A 23,193-nucleotide genomic window follows, 5' to 3' on the forward strand; every position below is an offset into this window, starting at 1 on the left:
ACCACTACCTCTATCGTCAATACCTTGCTCTCAGAATATTACCCGGACCATTACCCCGTCACCAAAGACAGCTTTGCGCTAGATGATATGTCTGAATACCAATCGTACATTGAAAAACTGAGCAACGCGTTAACCTGCTTGCACTGAGCGACACCAGCCTGCACTCACTGATGTTACCATTGGCTCAGGCAACCATTGGCTCAGGCAACCAGGGCCTGAGGCAAATCGCTGCGAGAAAATGCATTCAGGACACCCTGCAGAACCGCGGAAGAGGTATCCTCACCTGTGGTCACGCTGCAATATTTCTGGCCATCGATAACCAAGGCGATACACGCCTGCGCTTGGGCATTAGTGCCTTCTGATAGCGCACTCTCATCCAGATGGGTGACCTCAATCCGGATACCAAAGCGTTTTTCTAAACCATTAACCAAGGCTTCAACAATACCGTTACCTTCGCCGAACAGTGTGGTATGAATGGCCGGAATACGAAACTCGCCGGACACCTTGCCGTTTTGCGTATGCACATCGTAGCCTTCAATCAGCCATTGCGGATCCTGATTAGAGAAATAGTGATCAAAGATAGACTTAATCGCTAATGAGGTCATTTCCGCCCCGCTGGTTTCGGACTCTTTTTGTACCAGTTTGCTGACTTCTGCGTGCATCCATTTCGGTAAACTGATGTTGAAATCCCGCTCCAGGATCAGGGCAATACCGCCCTTGCCGCTTTGGCTGTTGATGCGCACCACCGCCTCATAATCTCTGCCGATATCACATGGGTCTATTGGCAGATAAGCGACCTGCCAGTGCGGCAACTGATGCTGGTCATGATATTGCATCGACTTACGAATCGCGTCCTGGTGACTGCCGGAAAAGGCTGTGTAAACCAGTTCACCAACCCAAGGGTGACGTGGTGAGACCGGTAGTTCAGTGCAGTATTCAACGGTTTCAATAATCTCTTGTACATTTGAGAAATCGAGCTGCGGATCAACACCCTGCGAGTACAGATTCATGCCCATCGTCACCAGATCCATATTGCCGGTGCGCTCTCCGTTACCCAGCAAGGTGCCTTCGATGCGATCGGCACCCGCCATTACACCCAGTTCAGCGGCCGCAACGCCACAACCTCGGTCATTATGGGTATGCAGGCTGATCTCAATCTGGTCACGCTGGTGAACGTTGCGACAAAAGTACTCAATCTGGTCGGCAAAAATATTCGGGGTCGACATCTCGACGGTCGCCGGCAAATTAATGATCACCCGGCGTCCGGTTTGCGGCTGCCATTCCTCAATCACCGCATTGCAGACGTCCAGCGCGTAATCCAGCTCCGTGCCGGTAAAGCTTTCCGGGGAGTACTGGAACGCCCAGTCGGTCTGCGGATACTGCTCAGCGTAGTCACGCACCCAACGTGCGCCTTGCATCGCAATCTGTTTAATGCCGTCTTTATCTTTGCCAAATACCTGCTCACGCTGCACAGTCGAGGTTGAATTGTAAACATGCACAATCGCCTTTTTCGCGCCAGCAAGTGCTTGATACGTGCGGGCAATCAGCTCTTCACGCGCCTGGGTCAGCACCTGAATCGTCACGTCATCCGGAATCAAATCCTCTTCGATCAATGAACGGACAAAGTCGAAATCCGGCTGCGACGCCGATGGAAAGCCCACTTCGATCTCTTTAAAGCCCAGCTTAACCAGCAGCTTAAATAAACGTGTTTTTTTCTCCACTCCCATTGGATTGATCAGTGCCTGGTTACCGTCGCGCAGATCCACACTGCACCAGTTCGGCGCCTGAGTAATCACCTGATCAGGCCAGGTGCGGTCTGTTAAACGAACCGGTGTAAAAGGGCTGTACTTGCGATGGTTAAACATAGCCATAATCCTAATTTGAGTTGGGTTGCTGCCGGGCGGTGAACGGACCGCCTCACGACAGCGTGGAGAGATGTTGTGTTGTTATAGGGCATAGTTTACTCAAGACAGAGCACAATAAGGTTGCGTAATTAGCGATAAACCAAAATAATGAGCAATATTCACAAAGCAAAAATACATACAACTTTATTTTTATTGCTTTCAACATCGAATACGAGAAATGTAATGAAGCTTGACCGCTACGACATCAAGATTTTGACCGAGTTACAAAAGGACGGTTCTCTGTCGAACCAGGAGCTGGCCGACCGCATCGGGCTGACGCCCGCCCCCTGCTCGCGTCGGGTACACCAGTTGCAGGATAACGGAGTGATTGAGCGCTACGTCGCGCGTGTTAATGAAAGACAGGTCGGATTGAATTTGGTGGCGCTGCTCTATATCAGCATGGATAAGCACATTCCGGAGCGTTTCGCCGCGTTTGAACAAGCGATTGCAGAGATCCCTGAAGTGATCGAATGCTATCTGATCACCGGTCACGATGCCGATTATCAGCTCAAAGTTGCCGTGTCAGACATGGACAGCTACCACGATATTCTGCTCGGCAAAATCACCCGTATTCAGGGCGTCTCCGGCGTCAACTCGTCATTTATTATGCGTAAAGTCGTCGAATCTGCCCCCTTACCGTTACACTACGCGCAGCGAGAAAACTAAAGGTCGGCGACAGATATAGCGCCGTTATGTACAGCGATTAAATCAAGATTATTGAAATATCAGAAACGCTGTTTTGCTGGCTATACAGAATGAGGTCGCTCACGTATACACTTAAAAACAACTGCTGGGAAATTATCCAACACGTTGATGTCACCTATTAGTAGCAGCTGCCTTCGTATTGGCACTATGCGGATGAAATCTACAACAGTCTTTTAGCAGTATGGACATCAATAATAAGGATATCGACATACCCACCTGTTAGAGCGCCTTTAATTGCAGCTAGCTTATCCATACCACCCGCCAGAGCTACGACTCTCGGACAACTTTTTACCACCTGAAGATCCATGCCAATGACAGGATCTTCATCAGGCCCCAACACTGGCTGCCCATTCTCGTCAAAGTAGTGCAGACAAATGTCTCCAACTGCACCACGTGAAGCAAGATCTTCCACCATATCATCTTTATAGTAGTTGCCTGAAGATTTCAGCAAATGGGAAGGCTCCAACATTCCAATACCAACCAACGCAAAATCTACTTCACCAAACATATTAACCACAGAGCTTACTTCACCTGTTTTTAACAACATCTGCTTATAATCAACTGTTCTTTCTATACTTTGGGAAGGTAAAAGAAAGGCTTCACAATTAAGCATTTCGGCTAAAGAATGCGTTAGCATTGAAGCTTGTGCATTGCCATTGACACCCACTCCACCTAGCAGTTGAACCACGCCTTTTGCTTTTATGCTCAGAGGATGCAATTGTTCAACCATCTCCCGAATCGTTCCGCTCCAAGCAGATACGCCAACTAGCGAATTTGCAGGTAATGAGGTTTGCATGTAGTGAGCAGCAGCAGAGCCGATAGCTCTCTTAATCGCATCTTCGCTCGCTTTTTCTGGCACATCTACAATTATAGCCTGAGCTAAGCCATATCTGTTTTGAAGTTCTGCTTCGACGTTTAGATAGACATTAGATGGTTGAACCACGGTAATTTTAACAATGCCTTCCTTAGTGCAGCGGGAAAGAGCTCGGGAAACAAATGACTGTGAAAGATCTAGCTGTTTAGCAATATCGGACTGCTTTTTACCTTCGTCGTAGTAAAGTGTCGCGATTTTTACTAACAAACGCTGTTCATCTCTCTTTAACATATCGAAACCTCAGTCATAAAATAGGCACCACATTAGTGCCAAGACATTATTCAAGCTGGAATAAAAATTCATAATACCTCGACTTCCCAGAAGAAAAAAGACCAACGCACACTAGCGTTGGTCTTTACTCTGTTGAAGAAACCGAAACGAGAAACCGTCAGCCTACTTCTCTGTCATTGTAAAAGTAGCTGCAGTCCGGATCATGACTACTTAAGTAAAACCTAATTAATTGGTCGCCGACTTTTTCAACAGTGGCTTTAGTCATTTAAAACTCTCTTGATCAAGAATGATTATAGTAATCAATCCTACTGATCTTCTGGCTTATCAACTAAACTCAGGGTCATATCACCCAGTTTGGTTACCTGGAAGCCGTTTGCTTTGTACTCTTCATAGTCAAACGCATCCATCTCATCTACTGCGATCTTATGATACTCATAAAAGCCAGGCCACCAGTCATGATCATCACCAAACTGTGTATTCAAAAATGCATCAACTGCAGCTTTACCCATTTCTGGCGCCACATACCATGCCCCAAGTGATAGAACGTTTACGTCATTACCAATAACACAACGACGTGCTGCTGGTACGCTTTCAACAACCCCACAACGGACACCTGGACACTTGGCAGCAGCTAAGTGGACCCCCATCCCAGTACCACAAAAAATAATAGCACGCTCAAACTCTTTCTCGGTTATCATTGAACCAGCGCGTAATCCAATACGGTGAAACATTTCTACATCAGGGTCATCCGGATCTTTAACGCCGATATCGGTCACTTCCCAGCCTTTACTTTGCAAATACTTAACAACGACTTCTTTTAGCGGAAAACCAGCCCAATCCGCTGCAACTAAAATTTGCTTGTCTTTAATTAACTTCATTTTTGTTCTCCAGGTTTATTTCATGAAATATGGATTTAATTTTGAAATATTTTATTCTTTAGCTATTAGGACTATAGCGAGTTCTCTCTATCGCCATTTTCCATTGCTTATATTTTTCTTTAACTTTTACATTTTCCGAATTGGGTTTAATAATTTTGACTTTCCTTGGGATTGCATTTAGATCACGATATTCAGGCCACCAATTCAAAGCTCGGCCAGCCATAAATGCGCTCCCCAGTGCAGATATCTCTGAAATTTCACTTCTTATGATTGGAATTTGTAATAAATCAGCCTGAAACTGCATCAGTTCAATATTTCTCGAAGGGCCACCATCAACTGATAAAGCACTAAATTTCATACCACCAGATAGCTGCATAGCAAAGAAAAGATCTGCCACTTGGTAGGCTACAGACTCGAAGGCAGCACGCGCAATATGTGCCTGGCTCGCGGCATCAGTTAATCCGGTTATCAGGCCACGAGATTTAGCGTCCCAATAAGGAGCTCCAAGCCCGGCCAGAGCTGGGACAAAAAAAACGCCCCCGTTATCTTCTACTGACCAAGCCAAATCGCTAAGCTTATTAATATCCTCTATACCCAAAAGTCGAGAGATGAACTTAACCCCGGATCCGGTATGGGTAATGTTACCTTCCATAGCAATCATAGGCTTCCCATCGTCCCAAGCAACGGTAGTTGAAACACCTAAATCATGTTTTGGTGCATCTTCGACACAAACCATGAGAGAGCTACCAGTACCATAAGTGGCTTTTACAACGCCATGGTTATACCCTCCCTGTCCATACAGGGCCGCATGAGAATCTCCTGCTTGCGCTAAAATCGGCACTCCATCAATTATGCAAGAAACACCAGATGTCACACCACGTTCACCAGCAGACGGACGAACTTCAGGTAAACATTGTTCTGGTATTTGGTATAAATCAAGTAACAACGGATCCCAACTAAAAGTGTTTATATTAAACAACTGATATCGTGAAGCATTAGAAACATCCGTAACAAATTGCTCACCGCCAGTAAGTTTCCACACCAACCAGCTATCTACGGTCCCAGCACACAGTTCACCACGTAAAGCTCTTTGCGTACCGTTTTCGATACTATCAAGCAACCAACGGATTTTTGATGCAGGAAACAAGGGGTCAATAACAGATCCCGTTAAAGATTTAACTAGATCCGCTTCCGGTTTTTTTGCGATTTCTGCACAAATATCTTCAGAGCGACGACACTGCCAACTCACCAACGGGGTTAATGCCTCGCCGCTACTTCTTTCCCAAATCAATACAGATTCACGTTGATTGCTGATTGCAACACCCGCTAGAAAGCTCTTGTCAAGATCCATAAGACAGGCTGCAATTGCCTCTTCAGTAGCAACCCAAATTTTTTCAGGATCCTGCTCTGCCCAACCAGGATGAGGAAATACTAGTTGCACTGGTACACTACCTTTGCTCAACACATCTCCAGTTTGGCTGACTGAGATCGCTTTAGCGTTCGTCGTTCCTTCATCAATTGCTAGGATAAACGGCTGAGACATGTTACTTCTCCTCTAACATCTCTAGCGCAGCTTTCACTATGCCATTTACGTCAAAACCGTGATAAGCGCGTAGAGATTTACGATCACCAGCCATTGCATAGCCACCATCAGAAATACCAAGCCGTTTAACTCGATTCCCAGTGCCAAACTCCGCTACCACTTCACATATCAGCGCACCGACACCGCCATTTACGTTGTGTTCCTCAACTGTAATAACGGATTGAACTTTAGATAGATGCTCAGCTAATTGATGGGTATCACATGGTCGAATTGATGAAAGACACAGAACTTGCGAAGAGATTCCCTGATCACGAAGTACAGCCGCAGCATCGACAACTTCGTGCATTGCTGAGCCCATACCAACAAGTAATATATCTTCTCCCTCGGACAGGACATCCACTTTCCCAGGCTCAAATTTGTAGCCTTCACCAAATAATTCAGGCAACTCCTTACCATCCATACGAATATAGACGGGACCCTGTTTATCGATCGCGTAGTCGATAATCTGACGACACTGCATCGGTGACGCAGGAGCGTAAATTTCAATGTTACCGAAACCACGCATAACCGATATATCATCAATACTATGGTGAGTGCTCGCTAACGGGCCATAACTAGCACCAGAATTTAAACCAAACAACTTCACATTTGTGTTGTTGTAGCATATATCTACTTTGACCTGCTCATTTGCTCTAGAAACTAAAAATGGCGCTGCGTTACACGTAACCGCTACTTTGCCGCCCAGAGCTAATCCAGCAGCAGTACCAACTAAAACTTGCTCTGCGATACCCACATTCACTAAACGATCAGGAAACGCCTTAATGAAAGGTGCAATTTTCGCGGTGGAAGTGGAATCTGCCACTACAGGTACAAGATCTACTCCTCGTTCTATGGCTGAGATAAAACGCTCAACCATAATATTTGCAAAATGTTCTGCACTAGCCATGATTCAATTCCTCCAACGCCAACGTAACTTCCTCATCTTTAGGCACTCTGTGGTGCCACTCTGGACGCCCTTGAATAAAGGAAATCCCTGCGCCTTTAATGGTATTCGCAATAACCACATGTGGTTTACCTTCTGGTTTTAAGCTTTCGAGTGTTGTAACGACAGATTCTATGTTATTACCCTCACACTCAGTCACTTGCATACCAAAGGCTTTCCATTTTTCATCCAAAGGATCGGTTTTCATTATGTCTTCAGTGAAACCAGCCAATTGCAATTTGTTTTTGTCGTTGATGATAATCAAGTTATCCAGATCATAATGCGCGGCAACTAATGCAGCTTCCCAGTTGCTGCCCTCAGCCAACTCACCATCACCAGTGAGAACATAAATTTTGCGTTTACTACCTGATCTTTTGGCAGCAAGAGCTAAACCAACCGCGACAGGAAGTCCATGGCCTAAAGCCCCCGTATTCAACTCGACACCAGGAGTTTTATGCTTAACTGGGTGACCCGGAAGTTTGGAATCAGCATGCTGGTAAGTAGCTAACCAATCGGTAGGAAAATATCCTGCTTCTGCTAAACAACAATAATAACCGCCAGCTGCGTGCCCTTTGGATTGAATGTACACATCACGTTCAGGATCCTCTAAACGGTCTGGAGCACAATTAAGAATTCTAAAATATAACGATGTGACAATTTCAACTTGAGAAAGGTCAGCCCCAGTGTGACCACCAGCTGGACTTTCCGAGTTCAATACCACAATTCGCTTGCGAATATCGGTGGCTTTTTTAACGAGTTCATCAATCGATAAACGATAAGGGTTCATAGTAACCTCCAATATATTCACCATTGAATATATATTCATTAAGAGAAAAAAAATAGCATCAGTACATCAGAATGTGACATTAACTGATATTTCAGTCCTGCTAGATTAAACTTAATCCACAGCTTTTTGAGACGTAATTGCTGCTTTGTACTGCATCTTGCTTTGCATCTGATCGATAATAACAGCGATAATGATGACGATACCTTTAATCACCATTTGCCAAAACTCACTTACTCCCATCATAACTAACCCATCAGCCAAAATACCGATAACGAAAGCACCAATAATGGTTCCAACTACCGTACCACGACCGCCTGCTAGAGATGTACCACCTAGCACAACAGCTGCAATGGCATTCATTTCAAATGCTGTACCTGTAGCTGGGTGGCTAGCAACTAACTGAGAGGTAACAACGATACCTGCTAATGCCGCACACAAACCCGAAATTGTATATACCCAAACTTTGACGTTATTAACTTTAACACCCGAAAGTTCTGCTGCACGTTCGTTGTCACCAATCGCGTAAACGTGACGGCCAAAAGGCAACTTCTTCGCCACATAAGCAATAATACCCGCCACCAAAAACATCAACCAAATTGCATATGGAATTCCGAATAGATAGCCAGAACCAATGAGATCAAACCCCGTATTGCCAAGTTGGGGGTTACCCTGTAATCCTGGGAAGGTTTCGCCACCAGATAGCAACATCGCTGCACCTCGAATCACATACATGGTACCTAAGGTGCAAATGAAAGGAGCTACGTTATAACGTGTTATGAGTAGTCCATTGAGCGCCCCTATGGCTCCACCAATAACCAGCACCATAGGTACAATCACCCATACACTTAGGAATATCGCAATCCCAAACATCGGTAACACAATACCTTTTGATATCAAGTAACCAGCAACCATACCGCAAAAGCCCAAAGTGGCACCAATTGACAAGTCGATTCCTGCGGTAATGATGACAAACGTAATACCTAGCGCAAGAAAGGCGTTGATAGATATATGCTTAACCATGATGATTAAACTACTTGGCGCTAAAAACCCATCCACGGTGAATGAGAAGAAGCCCAATATAATAAATAACGCTATAAAAGTTCTCAATTTCAACAAGATCAAACCAATGTTCGCGGAGTTAAATTGATTTTGTGGCACTGTCATGCCGTCAATTGCTTTGGCTTTCATAATTAAAATCCTTGCGCACTAGCTAGTACTAAGTCTTCTTCGGTAGTTTCTTTTCGAAGCACATTTGCGGTAAGTTTGCCATTCGACATCACCAGTATTCTGTCTGATATCGCCATTATTTCTTTCAGGTCAGAAGTTGAGAACAGAACCCCAATACCTTGTTGTGAGAGCTTTACCATCATTTCAAAAACATCAGCTTTAGCGCCCACATCGATACCCCGAGTTGGTTCATCCAGCAACAAAACTTTGGGCTCGTTCAACAACGAACGGCCAATAACCACTTTTTGTTGGTTTCCGCCACTCAACGCCTGAATTTCAACTTTTGGAGAAGAGACTTTTATCGATAAGTTACCAATCGTTTCTTCTACGGCTTTCCCTTCCTCTTGCTCCGAAATTGCCATGCCTTTTAATCGTTTCCAAAGGCTCGAAATCGTCAAATTGCTGGCAACAGAACTAACTGGAAAAATACCCGACTGTTTACGGTCTTCAGGTACTAGACCAATACCCATTTTTACGCGGTCCGGCGTCGTTGTTTTAGAACCAATAATTTTCCCATTCAGAGAAAAACGACCTGAATATTTTGTTTTACCAACCAAACATTCAAATAGTTCCGTACGTCCTGCTCCCATCAAACCGTAGATTCCAACAATCTCACCTTCACGAACATAAAACGACACATCGTTAACCACACTCGACTCAGACTCATTAACACAAGTAATACTTTCAGCTTCCAATACCTTCACACCGTATTCACGATTCTCAGGCAAGAAATCCGCAACTGGATCGCTACCAAGCATCTGACGAACGATCCAGGGCACGCTGATCTCTTGAACCGCCGCTTCGGATTGGAATTTTCCGTCTCTCAAAATCGTAATATAAGTACCAATTTCCATTAGTTCTTCTAGACGATGAGAGATATAAATGATGGATACTCCTTGAGCCGTAAGGTCTCGAATAACATCAAATAAAATCTCAACTTCTTTCTTACTCAATGCCGAAGTGGGTTCATCTAGAATTAGAACATCGACTTTTCCTGATAGCGCTTTTGCTATCTCTACAAGCTGTTTTTGACCAACTTTCAAATTAGAAACAAATTCATTTGGATCGATATCCTGTTTGAGCCTCTTCATTAATTCATTCGCAATCTGACATTGTGTTGCATTATCGATAGGGGAAAAACCTTTCTGCTTCTCTCTCCCTAAAAATATATTTTCGGCAACCGTCAAGTTATCAGAAAGATTTAACTCCTGATGGACCATACCAATACCATGTTCAGCCGCGCTGCGAGTGCTATCAAACGAGACAGGTTTACCTGCGATATATATTTGCCCTTCTGTTTGCTGCTGAACACCAGCAAGTATCTTCATCAATGTGGATTTTCCAGCACCATTTTCACCGATTATTACATTAACAGCACCGCGATAAACGTTGTAGGAGACATTATCTAGTGCCTTAGTTCCAGGAAAAACCATTGAAATGTTCTCCGCTCTCATAACAATGTCTTTATTATCAGTTCTCATAGCTTTTACCTCTCAATAATTTCAAGAGGAATGACTTCAGTAACATCGTTATCTTTAAAAGTTACTGCTGCCAATACATCTAGTTTACGACCCATCCATGAACTATTTGGTCTAGTAAAGTTTTGGATAGCTTTTTTGTTAAGTTCTTTAGATAAGCGAGCAAACTGAACCTGATTCTTGAAATCATCGAAATTAATAAAACTCGCAGCATCACGAATCGAATTACCACGAACTATGGGCCCAATCTGAAGTACAAGCTTTTGATCTTGGGTTTCTAGCGCCATAGTTCCTACTTTATTATTATCATCAACAGCCCTAACCAAACCGCTAATTCTGACAAAAGCGCTATTCCTGCCGTCAGTAGATTTTTTATCAATTGACCTGGAAACCGTGTTAGCTTCCTGAAGAATGTCACTCCAGAATTTGTCTGCAAGAACCTCCGGTGTCAGATTCTTAATCGATGTGGCCTCTTCTGCTGTCATTGGGATAATTGGATTACCATTTTTATCTAACTTCACCACGTCACATCCAATAAGGGAAAAGCAAATAACCGAAATCAACGACCATTTCGTAAAATTCATTACACTCATGTTTCTCTATCCTTTAAACATATTGATATAGTCAAAACAGGTGAGCCAAAGAAAAATTTCGCTCACCTTACAGACTTATTTCAATGCAAAAGTATCAAGTGTCTTAGCGTTAGAATAATCAATCAAAATACAATCCATCAATTGTTTTTCATCCAAGCCGGTAGAACCTGTTCTAATATATTTATCCGCTTGGACCATTGCCATTTGTGCTTGATCCCATGCTGGCTGCAAAACTGTGGCTTTAATATTCGCGCCGGCGATAATTGAGTCACGAACATAATCACTGCCATCGAAACCAACTACAATCACATCGTTACGACCTGCAGCTTTTAGAGCGGCTTCAGCCCCCAAAGCCATAGTGTCATTACCCGAAATAACACCTTTAATGTCTGGGTTAGCCTGAAGAATAGATTCCATACGAGTAAAAGCTTCTGTCTGACTCCAGTTTGCGGTTTGTTTTGCAACCATTTTCAAATCTGTATAGTCATCAAGAACATCATGATAACCTTGAGAACGAACGTGAGCGTTGGTGTCAGACTCACGGCCCAGCAGTTCAACATACTTACCTTCTCCCCCCATCAGTTCAACAAATTTTTCAGCGCCTAGCTGAGCGCCTTGATAGTTATTAGAAACAATCTGAGAAACTGCTACACCAGTTTTATTTATTTCGCGATCAATTAAGAAAGCCGGAACACCAGCTTGCTTCGCCTTCTCTAATGCACCAATTGTCACATCAGAACCTGCGTTATCAAGAATAATGGCTTTTGCTTTACGAGCTATCGCAGTGGAAATCAGCTGATCTTGCTTGTTTGCATCATCATCATGAGATGCCACTAAAGTTGTGTAACCTAACTCTTCGGCTTTCTCTTTCGCCCCCATAGCTTCTGCTTTGAAGAAAGGGTTGTCATGGGATGGAGTGATAATTGCTATTAATCCGTTATCAGCCGAAGCAAGGCCGGGAAAGGCCATAGCGAAAGCTAACGCGCTGATAGTCAGTATCTTGTTTTTCATTATAGTCGCCCTCTGAATATATATTCACTTCACGTTATTTATTCATAACAACCTTAATCACACACCTAGAATCTGTCTAGATCGTGTTGTACAAAATCAGAACACAATCACAATCAGAGAATATTAATTACGCAGTGAATACCATAATCGACATGGAGTTTTCATGAAGAGACATACTTTAAACTCGGTAACTAATCAAGAATTAACACACATTAATATCATCATAAGATATTGATATTAATATTTTTTTATAAACAAAACCCACTGCATGAGTATGTAAAAATTAGGAATGATATTTAGCTATTGAGGTGATATACTCAGGGGTGAATATATATTCGAGAATAAATTAAAATTCAGGAGTGGTACATGGCTTTGAGTAAAATAGAGGATATCATTGAAGATATCCGGCTAGGTAAAATGGTTATCCTAATGGATGACGAAGACAGAGAGAATGAAGGTGACATCCTAATCGCCGCAGAAAAAATTACTCCTGAAATCATAAACTTCATGGTTACTCAAGGGAAAGGGCTCCTATGTCTAACGATTACAGAGCAACGCGCTAAACAATTGAACTTACCTGTAATGGTACGTAAGAACACAGAGCAGTTCGGCACCAACTTTACAGTATCCATCGAAGCCGCTTCTGGTATTACGACTGGTATTTCAGCTCAAGACAGAGCACACACCATAAAATTGGCTGTAAATACAGAGGCAAAGGCATCAGACTTAGTATCTCCTGGCCATGTATTCCCAATCATAGCTAAGCCAGGTGGCGTGCTAATTCGTGCTGGCCATACCGAAGCAGGCTGCGATTTAGCTAAACTGGCAGGTTTTGAGCCATCATGTGCAATAATAGAAATTCTTAATCCTGATGGCACAATGGCTCGAAGACCTCAACTGGAAGAATTTGCGGCACAACATAGTATTAAACTTGGCACTATTGCAGATCTAATTAAATACCGTCTTCAAACTGAAAGTGTAATTGAATGCGTTCTTGAGCAAGACCTTATGACCAGACAAGGCGCTTTTACTCTTACAACGTTTAAGGATACCATCAACAGTCAACTACACTACGCGCTCTCAACAAAAAAACTAAATGTCAGCGATGAAGAGAGCGCTCCATTGGTTCGCGTGCATGCCCTAAGTTATCCACTTGATCTTTTCAACGTGGATTCTAATAAGTGGAATATCCAAGACGCAATGGAACAAATACAAGAAAGTCCAACAGGTGGTGTGTTAGTTGTTATTGGTAAACCACTATCAAATGATTCAATCATTGCTCATTTAACGAATGAAGAGTCAAACAGCACAAAACGACACGCTAGTTGCGAGATTGGTATCGGTTCACAGATCTTACAATATCTTGGCATTCATAAAATGCGCTTATTAACATCAACAGAGGTCAAGTACGGTGCTCTTTCAGGATTTGACCTGGCGATTGAAGGTAACGTAAAGAAGTTGACTAAGTAAAATATTTAAACGTACCTAAACATTTACGGTTAAGGTACGTTTACTCTTATATCCAGGCTATTTATTTGTAAAATAATCCAAATATATTTCCTTTGATAAAATAAAGGGATAGTAATGAGGAATCAATAAATAATTTTTCTGAATATTTTAATAGCAGCCCCTTGGTTTATAAAGAGGGCGTTCAGAATTCTGTGTCAGCTAATTTTGGCTAAATATCTAAGACGTCATCCAAGCGACCTTCAAAATGAATCGCCAGTTGAGACAATGTCATATTCCAATTCTGTATTGGCATTGTCCATTTGTTAGAAGCATTCAATATCCCAGCATACAGTAGCTTGAGCAAGCTATTTTCATTTGGGAACCCTCCCTTAGTTTTGGTCAGTTTGCGGAATTGGCGATGTACGGCTTCAATAGCATTTGTCGTGTAAATAGCCTTTCGGACGTATTCTGGATATTTGAAGTAAACCGATAAATTTGCCCATTTGTTCCGCCAGGAACGAATCACTATTGGGTATTGCTGTCCCCATTTGGCTTCCAAACGATCCAACTCCATCTCGGCCGCTTCTTTACTCACAGCCCGATAGACTGGCTTCAAGTCGGCCATAAACGCCTTCTGATGCTTAGAGGCAACATATTTCATAGAGTTACGGATTTGGTGAATGATGCATTGCTGAACTTCTGTATCAGGATAGATGGTTGCTATCGCTTCTGGGAAGCCTGTTAGCCCATCTACGCAGGCGATCAAGATATCTTCAACGCCACGGTTATACAAATCTGTCAGCACTGATAGCCAATAGTTTGCCCCTTCTGACTCTGATAGGTACAGCCCAAGAAGTTCCTTTTTACCTTCAATGTTTAACCCTAGGATTGTGTATATCGCTTTACTGACATAGCGTCCGTCTTCTTTAATTTTGTAGTGGATTGCATCGAGCCAGACAAACGGATAGAGCGCATCGAGCGGACGTTGCTGCCACTCCTTCAGTTCAGGTATCAAACGGTCGGTAACACCTGTGATGGTGGCCTCAGAGACCTCAATGCCATACATATCTTCGACGTGACCACGGATATCACGGTAGCTCATACCGAGCGAGAACATGGATAGGATCTTACGGTCGATCTCATCGGTCAATTTAGTCTGGTTCTTCTTAACTAACTGGGGTTCAAATGTTCCAGAGCGGTCGCGTGGGGTATCCAGTTCAAACGTGCCGACAGAAGACTTAATCGTTTTCTTGCTTGAGCCGTTCTTACGGTTAGGTTGCTCATCACCTTCAAGGTGCTGTTCGAGTTCTGCTTTCAAAGCAGCTTCTGTGATTTGTTTAATGAGCGGAGTTAAGAAGCCATCTTTACCTGTCAGGTCTTGGCCTGACTGAAGGGCTTTAATAGCTTGTTCTAGATCGAAGTCTTTGTTCATGTGTCATTCCTGTTTTGTATATCATACTGAAATGACACAGATTTCTAAACACTACCTTTATAAATCTGAAACAGAACCTTTGTTCACATATGTAAACCAGTATAATATAGAAGCCAACATTCAATTCAGCTATGTCTGCTATTCTGATGTGGGAAATTATAAACCTCCTCGCCAATAATAAGCAGAATCCCTATCTAGACACAAAATCTACATGGTAATTTTCTACCTTTATACATAGTCAGAAAGATTTATTGTATAAGCTGAGGACCTTTTTCTTAACGCCCTTCCAGCGCGTTAACAGTATGCCGCTTGCAATGACAATATAGATAATCGGCTCAGCCACTTCTGATTTGACCGACCAATAAAAATGTACCACTGCCAGTATTGTCGCGAGGTAGACCCAATTATGCAGCTTTTGCCATTTTGCGCCCATTTTACGTTGCATCGAATGTGTTGAAGTGACGGCGAGAAGAAACAGAATAATCCATACGGCCGCACCTACCGTTAAGTAAGGACGTTTAACGATTTCAGAGGCCAGTAAACTCACATCCAGCCCTAAGTCGAGCGTCGCGAATGCGATGAGGTGGAGCAATGCCCAGAAAAAGCTGTACAGCCCCAACAGACGCCGGACACGCATCAGCTGGCCCTGTTTTGTCCAGCGCGCAATCGGTGACACCAGCAGAGTGACAAGCAAGGTATTCAGCGAACTGATGCCCGTGAAGTGAATGACACTCTGTACAAGGTCCCCACCTAATGTATTGTTATTCACAGCGATCACGAGCAACGCGAAGAACCCCAAAGAAACGATATGAATTAGGGTTTTCAGGGCAATGATCGCTGTCGGTCTTCTCTTGCTCAATAGAATTTCCTCAGATCCATATTTTTGTACAGATACGCGACTTGTTCTTCATACCCATTGAACATTAATGTTGGCTGTCTCCTGGAGTTAAATACACTGCCTTCACCAATAAAGCGCTCGCTTGCCTGGCTCCAGCGCGGGTGGTCGACTTGCGGATTCACATTGGCATAAAAGCCATATTCATCGGGTGCTAAGCGATTCCAAGTTGTGGGCGGCTCTTGTTCGGTCAGGCGAATGCGTACAATCGACTTGATGCTTTTGAAACCGTATTTCCACGGCACCACAAGCCGCAGTGGCGCGCCATTTTGTGGAGCAAGTGTCTTGCCGTATAAGCCAACCGAAATCAGTGTGAGCGGATTCATCGCTTCATCGAGACGGAGCCCCTCAACATACGGGTAATCGATACTGCTAAAAGAGTTCTGAGCCGGAAATTGTTTAGGATCATAGAGGGTTTCAAAAGCGACGTACTTGGCGGTGCTTTTGGGGTCAGCAAGCTTAATGATGTCCGCTAACGGAAAACCTATCCAAGGAATGTTCATCGACCAGGCTTCAACGCAGCGTAATCGATAAATGCGTTCTTCTAAGGTAAATTTACGCAAGATATCGTCGTAATCGAGTTTTACCGGGTTATTGACTAAGCCATCGATCTCAACGGTCCATGGGTCAGTGACAAACCCTGATGAGTTATTGACCGGATCGGATTTGTTGGTACCAAATTCATAAAAATTATTGTACGACAACACTTTGCTCTCTGGCGTGAGCGACAAATCTGCCTGATACTGCTGCGGTTTGGTTGGCGAGAGCGCGATGCGACGGTCAGGCACTGATTTTTCTGTTGCCGAAAAGAGATCAAAAATGCCTGCTTGGGCATTCATTGCGACAGGCATACTGGCCACAGCAATGCCAAGCTTTTTCAATACATCGCGACGTTCCTTATACACCGATTCTGGCGTTACTTCGCTTTCAGGCAAGTTCCAGCTATGATTCTTTTTTATCCACATAATCTTCCTCCGAATGTCATGCACACTGCTGTAAAAATGGAAACACGCATTGTGAACCAGACCGCTGGTATAACGATTTTCTTTCACAGGACAACATGAAAATCTTCAATCGTTTACAACTGTTACTCTAAGTGAATAATAAATAAATGATTAGTTCCTATTTATACTTTGATTTAAATGGAATGATTCACTCCGGATCACAGCAACGCGCAGGAATGAGATAAACAACCGCTCTCATCAGTTGTTATCAAAGGCCGTTTAAAAGGGATAGTGATGATGGAATACGTAATCGATACGCGTTTTAGCAAACAAAAAGAGCCAGCCAAATCAGCCAGCTCTTGGTTAGAACACATGATGGATGATAACTCGTATGGAGTTTGGTTTGGCTAGTCTATTTGTAGTGGTCAACTAAATTGTAGTGGTCAACTAAAATTATGACGGAGTGACTAAGCGCGCAACTGTTCTACGATGCCAACAAAGCGACTGACCCCGACTCTGACATCCTCCAAGCCATGAGATACGGAGTGCATGCTGTCTTCCCCCTCTAATGCCACTTGGTTTACCGAGATCAGGTGATGTTCCATTTCAGCAATAAGACGGGCATTCTCACCGACCACATCCGTAATTTCCTCGGTTGCAGCAGATGTGCGGGAAGCTAATTGACGTACTTCATCCGCCACAACCGCAAATCCTCTGCCAGTGTCACCCGCGCGGGCAGCTTCTATCGCGGCATTTAATGCCAATAAGTTGGTTTGACTGGCAATACCGTTAATCGTGTTCACCATTCCGTTAATGGTTTTGGATTGTTCCAGCAATTGCTGACTCAGCGCACTCGCACCCTTAACTCGATTGGCGACATTATGAGCCGTTTCAACCGCACCATTGAGGACCTGAACCGCTGAATCTGTAATATGAGATGTTTGCTCAGAAATTGATGCCGCCATCTCGACCGCCTGCATGGCTAAATTCACCCGGTCGGTAATATTCGAGGCGAATTTTATAACCCGATAGACTTTTCCTTTCTCGTTTACAATTGGGTTATAGGTCGCTTCCAGCCAAAGGCTATTGCCCTGCTTGTCCTTACGTTGAAACTTACCGCTAAAAGGCTGACCTCTTTCTAAACGTTGCCAAAAGTCCGCGTTATCACGATAAAACTCAGGAAAACAAAACATCTTGTGATGTTTGCCGACCACTTCATTTAATGAATACCCCATACCACGCAAAAAGTTTTCATTGGCATGCTGAACCGTTCCGTCTGGTGAAAACTCAATCACGGCCAACGACACATTGAGCGCTTGTAGAATGGCGTTTAAATGAATAAATTCCTCTTGTGCATGGGTAATGTTCTTGCAGACGTTGATGACTTTCACTAATTGTTTTGAATCATCTAAAACGGGAACATAGGTACAGTCGAGGTATACCACATCTTGCTTAATTTTCCGCTTGTAAGTGCCGCTGTGGCTTTTCCCATTCGCCAGCTGTTGCCACAATTCTTGATTCTCGGACAAAGCTTGCGGAGAATCATCACAAAACTGACGCTGATTTTTCCCCATGATGTCAGACAGCTCTGACCCGACCATATCTAAGAACCGTCGGTTTGCCTCGATGATGTTTCCCTCTGCATCGTAGTTAACAATGGCTAAATGCTGACTGATAGCACTCATATCATCAAAAAGGTGGGCCTTAGTATCAACATCAGACGTCGTATTTTTTTCTGCTCGTTTATGACCTAACCACATAGCATGATCCCTATTCGCACTGTATCTGTTCAGAGATGTTTGTCGTTGCCCTGATTCCATTCAGGTACAACCTCTTACTAACTATAGGCAACAAATATAACCGGTGCTGATTCATATAAAAGAAACCTTAAGCCGGGAATGATTTTGATAATGAATGCTTTAGCTTGGCATCAGTGCCTAATGCATAGCAGCAGTGAAAACCATTCAGACAACGCCTATATCAAGCCTGTTGGCTTACCGGAGCGATATTCCACTAGAGTCGCCAACTCACGCTTAGGTTGTAAACGTAATCGTTACTGTTTTCTCTCTCTTTTAATGGCTTGGCATAATCAACCGCTACATACAAATTCGCTCCGTAGCCAACTTCGACACCAACGGCTGCCGACGAAATTCGATCTGACCTCATAGCCGCATTTTCTTGCTCAGCGTACGCGTGATCATAGGTGATGTATGGATTGAAAAAGTACTGACCATGCTGGTTGCGTTGCAACAACTTCACTTCTGTGCCATAACCTTTGTCGCCCTCTAATGTGCTTTCCGGATAACCTCGACCATAATTGAGCCCACCGAAATTCACACGTTGTGAGGGGACGATGCGTTGGTCTGCATACATTCCGTTAGCTCTGAGCGACAACACGTAATCCTCAATAAATTCATAAGAGGAGGAAAACTGGAGGTCGTAAAAAGTAAAATCGTCGTTGTAGATGTCTTCCGACTCTAAGTCACTCCGATACTTAAATGCGCTGCCAATATTTTGATTGATACCCAAACCCAGCGAGAAATTAAGCTTATCAAGACGCTTAATCATATCAATCGAAAGTCGGCTCAGGACATAATCTAGCTTATCGTTTAACTCCCCCAAAGCGATACCGTTGAAGGAGAGATCATAATTGCGTTCCTCACTCTCATAAGTCACCCCCAACGACAAGCTCAAGTCTGTCGCCCGACTTAAGATTATCGGGTAAGAGACAGAGTAATCTACGCTGCGCCGCTTGAGTTTGTTTTCAACCGCTACTTCTACGTCTTCGACATCAATCGCCGTCTCTTCACTATCGGTATAGTAGCTGGCGCTCAGTTGCCCGATCATTCCATTATTGCCAATATCGTGCTCCAGTCGCACTGAATAATATTGTTCATCACTGTTGTTATCACGTGGAATTAATCCGATGAAAGTCACACGATTGATTGACATCCGATTCACATTAATCCTCGCTCCTAGAGAAAAGTTCCGATCGGAGTCCTGCTGCATTGCATAACCGACAAAGGGCTCGAATACGGAATTATCGCGGGCAATAACACGGATAGACGTAGCGCCGGAGATAGTCTTGGGTCTCGGCAGTGCGATATCAAATTGGTAGCCCGGGATTCTGTTAATCAACAGAATCGCACGCTCTAATGATGCCTGGGTCGCTGGATTCTCATTCATCACAGGTTGCAATATCGCACGCACTTCCTGCTTCACGGCATCATCGGCTATGTCTAGTTCACTTCGCACCACATAGCCTTCTACAATAGTGATGGTTAAACGACCATCACGAAAACCGTCTTGTTTAACGGTTGCAAATGCCAAGGGATAGCCGGCAGTATGGAAACGCGCGGTGAGTTTCTCAAGCGCCCGTCCGACGAAATCTGCCGAGTAGGGCTGATTTAGCAAAGCTTGCACATCCAGCGCCAGTAACTCAAGCTGCACCGATGTACCACCTGCAAAATGGATCGACTGAATAATATCTGAGCTTTGTACCTCCACGTCACCCTGCATCTCATCCAGGTTCACGTTTGGAGAAGACTCGGCTTGCATTCTGCTCATCGGTTCAGGTTGGACTAATAACGGCGGTTCCACGGCCAAACAGCGGCAGCTAACAAACAAGCCTGCAATAACAACAAAGGACTTTTTTTTGCTCAACATAGATTTCCTTATCAAATAAAGAGCCAACATTTGCTGGCTCTTGTTATAGCGAAACAAAAACGGTTACCGGCCCAAAATAGGTTTCAAAACGTTGGTTGTAATATGGGTCAGCAGTCCTTTCTTCTCACTGACATCGGACAATGCCTGTTGATCGTCGCCTGTTATGTTATCTGTCACATTGGTGAACGACAGCGAACTTAGTGAAGAGCCCGTTAAGCCGCCTATAACGTCCTGTAAGCTTTGTGCCGTTGAGCCTAATAAACTGGCCAGAGGCGTTGATGAGCCATCAAGCTGATTAAAGTTCAGTAACGTTGAACTCAAATCCAAAGATCCGACTAATCCGGTTTCCAGATTCAATATGTCACCCAATTGCTGAGAGACCAGTGTGAGATTTCCGTCTGCATCGGCAAATAACCCAGTTCCTGCAAGCAAATTATTATCACCTAAGTCAGACAACGGGTTGGCATTCAACCGCTCTTCAAGCCCTGTTTTCAAGCTCGCCAACAAGGTGTCATCTCTCTGCAACTCGCTGGTCAGCAGAGCAGTCAGGCCATTTTCTCCGACAAATAACCGGCCAACATCTTCAACCGTGCCTCGCGTATCCATCAATAATGCAACGGTCCCTTTCGTCAGTGTCGACGCGGAAACGTAAACGAAGTTAGGCAAGGTCGTTTTGATGTCACCGACATCATTAAAAAGGATCAACGCGTTGCCTTTAAGATCAATCATGTCTCCTGCCTGAACTAAAATCGGGGCTGTCATCGCGCCAAGATGTTCAGAAAGGCCATACAAACTGCCCTCCTCTGAGGTTTGGTACTGCAGCCATCCCCCGACATTCTCGACTGTGCCACCTAAGTCGGAGACCGTCATACCAGTATAAGTCAATAACCCAGTGCGCTCGTTAAGCTGAACAAATACAGGTAACGCGTCGAGTTGCGCGACCGCATCACCAGCAGAAACCACCGTTGTACCCAGTTTTTCCGTTGCATTAGCTGCGCCTTGCAATGTGTTAGTGACATAAGCGTCATCCACTTCCAGCGCCGTGGTCCCGAGTGGCAAGCCATCCCCAAGAGCCGTGACGACCTCGCCGAGATTCACCAGAACCTCTCCGGACCCGGTGGTTAACGTATCTAATGTGGTGCTTAACTCACTTTGTGACACGCTGCTTCCCGTTTCCGACACAATGTTCCTCGACTGCGTACTTACTGCAACGTCATCTTCCGTCACTTCCTGGCCGCTACCGCCTGACGCCATCGAACCTGATCCACTGCCGCTGCAAGCCGTCATAGCCAACAAAGACAGGAGTGAAAAAATGGAATTTCTATTTAAAACAGTCATGGTATCCTCCTTTACTCAGATACGTTCCTTATGACCTTGTTTAGCCGCCGGTCCAATTTCTAGCACCGCCAATAATCGACATAACTGCGGGTAACTAAGCGGGATCGGTCGCCCCATCAGTTCAAACACGGTAAGCATGCGCCGGTATTGATCGACCATAGGTTTCAGCGGCGAACATTTTTGATTGTGCGAGAACTCGCTGAAAACCATCATTTCAACCGTGATAATTTTCAGTGCTTCAAGATACTTGGACTCCTTGGCAGAGGAGAAACCACGAAACGCATGTTCAATATCATGCAGTTGCTGTTTTTGCTCTGTTGAGAGTCGGTACCATGAAGCGTTAAGTAAACTAAAAAGCTCTAAAACATCGACAACAAAAAGGACGTATTTGTATGGACTGATAGCATCCTTCTCATACAATACGTGCTCCTCTGAGTCGTCAGATTGTTCTAATCCATGATATTTAAAGAAATATAAAAACCTCGCATTGAACCAGACAGAGTTTAATTCAGAAATCCCCTCCGTATGTTTTCCAGCACTGTCGACGTTGTAAAATGCTGCTAATACTTCTTTTATTTTATTTAGAATCATATCTGTACCACCGTGACAATAAAGCTATTATCCAAACAGCCTAAATACGACACTAATAATAATCATGATAAAGATTTCGCAAAGATCCAGAAATTAAAAAACACCACCAGGATGGAGAAATTAGTATTAAAACATTAATTATAATGTGGTTATATGGCTAATTTATTTTTCATCAATAGCTTAAAATCAATTAATAACCACCGTGAGTTCATGGTCAATATGCCCAAGGTTTTACGCAACAAAATTCATTATTAGTTTCGTGATCTGAATCACAAAAAATATTCATCATCACTCATATAACCTGACTACGATTAGGTTGAAGGCAACGGTGCAACACTGTTTAACTTCTGAGAATAACTAAAAGTGCTCGAGGATGAATTTCATCATCTAAGCGTCAGTTTGAGGAAGGTTACTATGTTTCTATTCAAAGACTTAACCACCAAAGCGTGGTGCTCACTCATCTCATTCCTACACTGCAATAAAGGCGCATCCGGTATCGAATACGCCATTATTGCCACCATCGCGGCGATTGCGATCGCACTGTTTTCGACAGGTGATGATAACATCGCAGCGCGCATTGAAGACGTGTTAGAAACCGTCAAAAATGCGCTCCCTACAACTGCATAAATTTAAGGGCGGTTCAATAAACATCTAACGTGGTGATT

At 43.9% G+C, this 23,193-nt stretch carries 20 protein-coding genes; 3 read left to right on the plus strand and 17 right to left on the minus strand.

The window, feature by feature from the left end:
• Window positions 1–200 precede the first annotated feature (200 nt).
• Window positions 201–1,865, minus strand: coding sequence for a 2-isopropylmalate synthase (gene leuA, locus J0X00_RS06695; protein WP_282477752.1), 1,665 nt, complete (start codon window positions 1,863–1,865; stop codon window positions 201–203).
• A 222-nt stretch (window positions 1,866–2,087) separates the two neighbouring features.
• Here leuA and J0X00_RS06700 point away from each other — a divergent pair, with 222 nt between their 5' ends.
• Window positions 2,088–2,570, plus strand: coding sequence for an Lrp/AsnC family transcriptional regulator (locus J0X00_RS06700; RefSeq protein ID WP_282477753.1), 483 nt, complete (start codon window positions 2,088–2,090; stop codon window positions 2,568–2,570).
• Between the two features lie 199 nt (window positions 2,571–2,769).
• Here the strand turns inward: J0X00_RS06700 and J0X00_RS06705 are convergent, their stop codons facing one another.
• From J0X00_RS06705 to J0X00_RS06745, 9 genes are all read right to left on the minus strand, one after another.
• The gene (locus tag J0X00_RS06705) at window positions 2,770–3,714 is read right to left on the minus strand and encodes a sugar-binding transcriptional regulator (RefSeq protein WP_282477754.1); all 945 of its coding nucleotides are present in this window, start codon (window positions 3,712–3,714) and stop codon (window positions 2,770–2,772) included.
• Window positions 3,715–4,019: 305 nt separating this feature from the next.
• A complete protein-coding gene (locus J0X00_RS06710) occupies window positions 4,020–4,592 on the minus strand; it encodes an RpiB/LacA/LacB family sugar-phosphate isomerase (RefSeq protein ID WP_282477755.1) in 573 nt (190 codons plus the stop codon).
• 58 nt (window positions 4,593–4,650) lie between these two features.
• Complete coding sequence (locus J0X00_RS06715; RefSeq protein ID WP_282477756.1) at window positions 4,651–6,135, minus strand: FGGY-family carbohydrate kinase; 1,485 nt, start codon at window positions 6,133–6,135, stop codon at window positions 4,651–4,653.
• 1 nt (window position 6,136) lies between these two features.
• Window positions 6,137–7,081 carry a transketolase C-terminal domain-containing protein gene (locus tag J0X00_RS06720; protein WP_282477757.1) on the minus strand — a complete coding sequence of 315 codons (945 nt, stop codon included), beginning with the start codon at window positions 7,079–7,081 and terminating at the stop codon, window positions 6,137–6,139.
• Entirely contained in the window at window positions 7,074–7,904 is an 831-nt protein-coding gene (locus tag J0X00_RS06725) for a transketolase (RefSeq protein WP_282477758.1), read from the minus strand. Before J0X00_RS06725 ends, J0X00_RS06720 begins: the two co-directional genes overlap by 8 nt.
• A gap of 111 nt (window positions 7,905–8,015) precedes the next feature.
• Window positions 8,016–9,092, minus strand: a complete 1,077-nt coding sequence (locus J0X00_RS06730) for an ABC transporter permease (RefSeq protein WP_282477759.1) — start codon at window positions 9,090–9,092, stop codon at window positions 8,016–8,018.
• A 2-nt stretch (window positions 9,093–9,094) separates the two neighbouring features.
• On the minus strand, window positions 9,095–10,612 hold the full coding sequence (locus J0X00_RS06735) for a sugar ABC transporter ATP-binding protein (RefSeq protein WP_282477760.1): 1,518 nt from the start codon (window positions 10,610–10,612) through the stop codon (window positions 9,095–9,097).
• 5 nt (window positions 10,613–10,617) lie between these two features.
• Window positions 10,618–11,202 carry a DUF2291 family protein gene (locus J0X00_RS06740; RefSeq protein ID WP_282477761.1) on the minus strand — a complete coding sequence of 195 codons (585 nt, stop codon included), beginning with the start codon at window positions 11,200–11,202 and terminating at the stop codon, window positions 10,618–10,620.
• A gap of 75 nt (window positions 11,203–11,277) precedes the next feature.
• Window positions 11,278–12,213, minus strand: a complete 936-nt coding sequence (locus J0X00_RS06745; RefSeq protein WP_282477762.1) for a D-ribose ABC transporter substrate-binding protein — start codon at window positions 12,211–12,213, stop codon at window positions 11,278–11,280.
• 366 nt (window positions 12,214–12,579) lie between these two features.
• Here J0X00_RS06745 and ribB point away from each other — a divergent pair, with 366 nt between their 5' ends.
• A complete protein-coding gene (ribB, locus tag J0X00_RS06750; protein ID WP_282477763.1) occupies window positions 12,580–13,683 on the plus strand; it encodes a 3,4-dihydroxy-2-butanone-4-phosphate synthase in 1,104 nt (367 codons plus the stop codon).
• Between the two features lie 208 nt (window positions 13,684–13,891).
• On the opposite strand, the gene J0X00_RS06755 is transcribed toward ribB, so the two are convergent.
• The 7 genes from J0X00_RS06755 to J0X00_RS06785 all read right to left on the minus strand — a co-directional run bounded on the left by J0X00_RS06755 (window position 13,892) and on the right by J0X00_RS06785 (window position 22,528).
• Window positions 13,892–15,094: an IS256 family transposase gene (locus tag J0X00_RS06755; protein ID WP_282476358.1), complete on the minus strand. Its 1,203-nt coding sequence runs from the start codon at window positions 15,092–15,094 to the stop codon at window positions 13,892–13,894.
• A 238-nt stretch (window positions 15,095–15,332) separates the two neighbouring features.
• On the minus strand, window positions 15,333–15,959 hold the full coding sequence (gene msrQ / locus J0X00_RS06760) for a protein-methionine-sulfoxide reductase heme-binding subunit MsrQ (protein ID WP_282478273.1): 627 nt from the start codon (window positions 15,957–15,959) through the stop codon (window positions 15,333–15,335).
• Entirely contained in the window at window positions 15,950–16,954 is a 1,005-nt protein-coding gene (msrP, locus tag J0X00_RS06765; protein ID WP_282477764.1) for a protein-methionine-sulfoxide reductase catalytic subunit MsrP, read from the minus strand. The genes msrQ and msrP overlap by 10 nt, the downstream gene beginning before the upstream one ends.
• 446 nt (window positions 16,955–17,400) lie before the next feature.
• On the minus strand, window positions 17,401–18,693 hold the full coding sequence (locus tag J0X00_RS06770; protein ID WP_282477765.1) for a PAS domain-containing methyl-accepting chemotaxis protein: 1,293 nt from the start codon (window positions 18,691–18,693) through the stop codon (window positions 17,401–17,403).
• A 253-nt stretch (window positions 18,694–18,946) separates the two neighbouring features.
• The gene (locus tag J0X00_RS06775; RefSeq protein ID WP_282477766.1) at window positions 18,947–20,599 is read right to left on the minus strand and encodes a POTRA domain-containing protein; all 1,653 of its coding nucleotides are present in this window, start codon (window positions 20,597–20,599) and stop codon (window positions 18,947–18,949) included.
• Between the two features lie 63 nt (window positions 20,600–20,662).
• A complete protein-coding gene (locus J0X00_RS06780; RefSeq protein WP_282477767.1) occupies window positions 20,663–21,937 on the minus strand; it encodes a collagen-like triple helix repeat-containing protein in 1,275 nt (424 codons plus the stop codon).
• Window positions 21,938–21,952: 15 nt separating this feature from the next.
• Complete coding sequence (locus J0X00_RS06785) at window positions 21,953–22,528, minus strand: YfbU family protein (RefSeq protein ID WP_282477768.1); 576 nt, start codon at window positions 22,526–22,528, stop codon at window positions 21,953–21,955.
• Window positions 22,529–22,942: 414 nt separating this feature from the next.
• Between J0X00_RS06785 and J0X00_RS06790 the strand changes: the two genes are divergently transcribed.
• Window positions 22,943–23,155, plus strand: coding sequence for a Flp family type IVb pilin (locus J0X00_RS06790; RefSeq protein ID WP_282477769.1), 213 nt, complete (start codon window positions 22,943–22,945; stop codon window positions 23,153–23,155).
• Window positions 23,156–23,193: the final 38 nt, after the last annotated feature.

Source organism: Vibrio sp. ABG19, from assembly GCF_029962385.1.
GTDB lineage: Bacteria > Pseudomonadota > Gammaproteobacteria > Enterobacterales > Vibrionaceae > Vibrio > Vibrio ostreae.